The organism is Zooshikella harenae (assembly GCF_018837975.1).
GTDB classification, from domain to species: domain Bacteria; phylum Pseudomonadota; class Gammaproteobacteria; order Pseudomonadales; family Zooshikellaceae; genus Zooshikella; species Zooshikella harenae.
Genome location: NZ_JAGSOY010000315.1, coordinates 1 through 744, shown reverse-complemented (window position 1 = coordinate 744; position 744 = coordinate 1). Strand labels below are relative to the sequence as shown.

The window sequence follows — 744 nt, the reverse complement described above, 5'->3', positions numbered from 1 at the left end:
CTGATCTTGTAGGATTTCCTCTTGAGTTTTGTTATCTCCACGGCTTAATAGAGTGTGTATTTGAGCCACAGGAACCCCAAATGACCTATAGGCGATAATGGTTTCAAGTCGTTTAACAGCATTGTTGCTATACCACCGATAGCCATTTTCAGAGCGAGTACATGGTTGTAATAGTCCCATACGCTCGTAGTAGAGCACTGTAGCCCGAGAAATAGTAAATTTTTTGGCTATTTGACTCACCGTTAGCATTGCAATTCCTCGCAATCAACTAGGAGATAGTATGAACCCTACACCTATAGACAGGTCAACGGCTTTTTGACTGAATAAAGCACTATTCACATAGAGCAGGACTCTCTATCGCTTCGGTATATCCAAATGAGTCAGATACAAATAGCGAACTAAAGCATTGCTAGATAGAAGGTTAGGTTATGTCTATTCTTTTTATAAAGTACGCTATTTTTAGGAAAACATAAAAGATAGGTGTTCTTTGTTAAGTATTGTTCAAGAAAATTTTTATTTATGAATAATTGTTGGGCTAATTGTTAAAAATAATATTTTTGTAAATGAGTAAATGATTTTTGGATTATTTTTTTGTCGACTATTTATGGATATTATTGCACTTATAGAAACGATTGAATCCCGCATTAATAGTTATTGGAATTTTTATACGGTTGTTATTTTCGCTAATGCAGGTTGGGTTTTCAGTCAATATGGAAAACTATCAACAGTCTCGACTTTGGCCAT

Annotated in this window: 1 protein-coding gene; it reads right to left on the bottom strand. The window is 35.1% G+C overall.

What is annotated here, in order from left to right:
* The coding region (locus KCG35_RS25875; RefSeq protein WP_215822783.1) for a MerR family transcriptional regulator at nt 1-249 on the bottom strand (249 nt) is incomplete at its 3' end.
* Between the last annotated feature and the right edge of the window lie 495 nt (nt 250-744).